Origin of the sequence: Arthrobacter sp. Hiyo1, assembly GCF_001263615.2 — a bacterium.
Taxonomy (GTDB): domain Bacteria; phylum Actinomycetota; class Actinomycetes; order Actinomycetales; family Micrococcaceae; genus Arthrobacter.
The window spans coordinates 513,431-516,696 of sequence record NZ_DF952469.1 but is presented as its reverse complement, the minus strand read 5'-3'; the positions used below and the strand labels follow the sequence as shown (position 1 = coordinate 516,696).

2 protein-coding genes and 1 pseudogene are annotated in these 3,266 nt (G+C 65.2%); 2 read left to right on the top strand and 1 reads right to left on the bottom strand.

Annotation, left to right across the window (positions count from 1 at the left end; translation table 11 throughout):
* Positions 1 to 933 (bottom strand): MFS transporter (locus AHiyo1_RS06750; RefSeq protein ID WP_059388030.1); only part of this gene is annotated, 933 nt, incomplete at its 3' end.
* 48 nt (positions 934 to 981) lie between these two features.
* Between AHiyo1_RS06750 and AHiyo1_RS06745 the strand changes: the two genes are divergently transcribed.
* Together AHiyo1_RS06745 and AHiyo1_RS06740 are read left to right on the top strand one after the other, a co-directional pair.
* On the top strand, positions 982 to 1,782 hold the full coding sequence (locus tag AHiyo1_RS06745) for an IclR family transcriptional regulator (RefSeq protein ID WP_059388029.1): 801 nt from the start codon (positions 982 to 984) through the stop codon (positions 1,780 to 1,782).
* 239 nt (positions 1,783 to 2,021) lie between these two features.
* Positions 2,022 to 3,151, top strand: a pseudogene (locus AHiyo1_RS06740) (cupin domain-containing protein).
* The last annotated feature ends 115 nt before the right edge of the window (positions 3,152 to 3,266 follow it).

The following is a 3,266-nucleotide window of genomic DNA, read 5'->3' as shown; positions in this document are numbered from 1 at the left end:
CGTCGGGATCGGACCGAAGCGGGTTCCCGCCCACGCAGTGGCCACCGAGCCGACGACGGCACCGAGGTTGAGTGCCAGCGCGAAGGTCAGGGCTGACCCGAGGTTGTAGCCGGCCAGTTGCATCAGGTTCGGCAGCCAGGTGCCCAGGCCGTACCAAGCAAAGAGCGTGACGAGGGTGGAGACCGCGAACAGGAGACTCATGCCGAGGTACGGGGCACGGAGTAGGGACTTGAAGCCGCCTGTTTGGTTCGCGTTCTTGGCGGCCGGGAGGGGTTCTTCGAGTGTCGCTGGGAGCGTCTCCGGGAGGAAGCGCATGCCCAGCGGAACCACCACGAGGAGCGCCACGGCGGCCACCAGGAACATGACCGGCCAGCCGAAAGCGGGAATGAGCGGAATGCCGGCCACCGCGGCGATCGAGCCGCCGATCGGCACTCCGGACATCATCAGCGTGGCGATGGTGGACCGCCATTTGGCGGGGACCAGTTCCGCGACCAAGGCATTGGCTGAGGGAACAAGTCCGCCCAGGCCGATGCCCGCCAGCAAGCGCAGACCCCCGAAGACGAACGCGTTCGGGGAGAACGCACACAAGATGGTGAAGAGTGAAAACAGTGCGGCGCAGGCGATGATGGTCCGGCGGCGCCCCCAGCTGTCCGACATCCTCCCGGCGAAGATGGCTCCGATCATCATGCCGAGGAACGCCATCGAGCCGACCGTGCCGGCGGTGGCTTCCGTGAGCCCCCAGCCGGTGTCGGTGATGAGGGCGCTCTGGACGGTGCCGTAGACGATGAGGTCGTAGCCGTCGAAAACCACCAGCAACCAGCAGACCAGGACAGCGGCGGCGGAACGCTTGGAGAACCGGGCGGAGGCCCTGGGGAGGTGGTGAACGCCGTCTTGGGTCCGCTCCGGCGCTGCAGCGGATGGTGTGTGATTCATCCCACCACTGTGTGGCCGTTTGGTTATGCAGCCCAATAGAATTCTGTCGTGCAGAATCTTCCAGCCCGCAAAAAACCGGCCTATTCCATTGAAGCCGTGGACAACGCCCTGCATCTCCTTCAGCTCCTGCGCGACGGCGGCAGCCTGCGCCTCAAGGACGCCGCCGCGGAGCTGGGTGTTGCTCCCTCCACAGCCCACCGGCTGTTGGCCATGCTGGTCTACCGGGGGTTCGCGGTCCAGGACGAGACCCGCCGCTACGTGCCCGGGCCGGCCATGGGGGTTGGACCGGCAGGACTCAGTTGGAGCCGGCTGCTTCGCACGGTGGCGCAGCCGCACATGGAACTCCTGAGTGGGCGGATCAATGAGACCGTCAATCTCATGGTTCGCGTGGGAACCAAGGTGAGGTTCCTGGCCACGGTGGAGGGGACCAACGCCCTGCGGGTCGGCGACAGGCAGGGAACCGTCCTGCCCGCGAACAAAGCCTCGGGCGGCAAGGCGCTGTTGGCAGAGCTGGAGCCCGCCATGATCGAGCAATTGTTCCGCAGCCACAATGCGGAGATCGGCGGCGACAACATTCCCGACGCCGAATATCCGGCTTTCCTGCGCGAGCTTGAGACGATCCGGAGCAACGGATTCGCGGCGAATTTCGAAGGCACCGAGGAAGGGATCAGCGCCTTGGGGGTGGCTCTCCACAACGGGCGGGGCGTCGCCGTGGGCGCGCTGAGCGTAGCTACTCCCGTGGCACGGTTCCGCAGGCTCTTCGATGCTGGTCTTGTGGGTATCATGCGGGAAACCCAGCGCCAATTGGAGATCGATATCGCGGCCAATCCGGCCGAGTCCCAGCCGTGACCCACCCAAGCCGTGACCCACCCAAGCCTTAACCCACCCATGCCGTGACCCACCCAACTGACTCGCAGTTGATGTCGTTTTGAGGGCCCATAACGACATCTATTGCTAGTCAGTTGGGTCTGCGGGCCCGTCAGGTGGGCCAGAAGATTCTGTCTAGCAGAATATGCTGGAGATCACTTGGGGGCTTCCCTAGGGTCTGGAGTACGCCAAAACTGTCCCGTACCCCCGAGGAGGCCTCTGTGTCCATCAGCGCCGATAGCACAACCCACGAATCAGTTGCCGCCGAGAACGCTGTTCCGGAACCGACTCCCGAGGAAGCCGCCCAGCTGGAGCAGCTGTATCAGGATTTCGAGGCCGGGAACCTGATTCCGCTCTGGACCGAGATCGCGGACCTGATGCCGATGGTGCCGTCCCCGAAGGCCGTGCCTTACGTGTGGCGCTGGAACGATTTGTACCCATTGGCGGCCCGTGCCGGAGACCTGGTGCCTGTTGGCCGTGGCGGGGAACGCCGTGCCATCGCCCTGGCAAACCCGGGCCTCGCCGGTACTCCGTATGCCACACCCACCCTGTGGGCTGCCATCCAGTATCTGGGCGCGCACGAAACAGCTCCGGAGCACCGCCACTCGCAGAACGCGTTCCGCTTCGTCGTCGAAGGTGAGGGCGTCTGGACGGTCGTCAACGGGGATCCGGTGGCGATGCGCCGCGGGGACTTCCTGCTGACGCCGGGCTGGAACTTCCATGGCCACCACAACGACACGGACCAGCCGATGGCGTGGATCGACGGATTGGACATCCCGTTCGTGCACTACGCGGACGCCGGGTTCTTCGAATTCGGCACCGAACGTGTCACTGACGAGGCCACCCCGGACGTTTCGCGATCCGAGCGGCTCTGGGCCCACCCGGGCCTCCGTCCCCTTTCCGGGCTGCAGGACACGGTGAATTCCCCGATCGCGGCCTACCGTTGGGAACACACCGACGCGCCCTGCGCGAACAATTGCTTCTCGAGGACGAGGGCCACCCGGCCACGGTGTCCCAGGGCCACGCCGCCGTGCGTTACACCAACCCGACCACCGGCGGGGACGTCATGCCCACCATCCGCGCCGAATTCCACCGCCTGCGGGCCGGCGCTTCCACCGAGGCCGTGCGCGAAGTCGGTTCCAGTGTCTGGCAGGTCTTCGAAGGACGCGGCACCGTGGTGCTGAACGGGGAGTCCAAGGTCCTGGAAAAGGGCGACCTCTTTGTCGTGCCGTCCTGGCAGGAATGGTCGCTCCACGCCGAGAGTGAGTTCGATCTGTTCCGCTTCAGCGACGCCCCCATTTTCGAACGACTGAATTTCAACCGCACGTACATCGAAGGACGCAACAAATGAGACTCCTCACCCTCCGCATTTCTGACGGGACCGGCACCGGCACCGTGGCCGTCCGCCAGGACGGCGACATCCTGACCGAGATCGACGGGTTCTCCGACGTGGGCGTCCTCCTGCA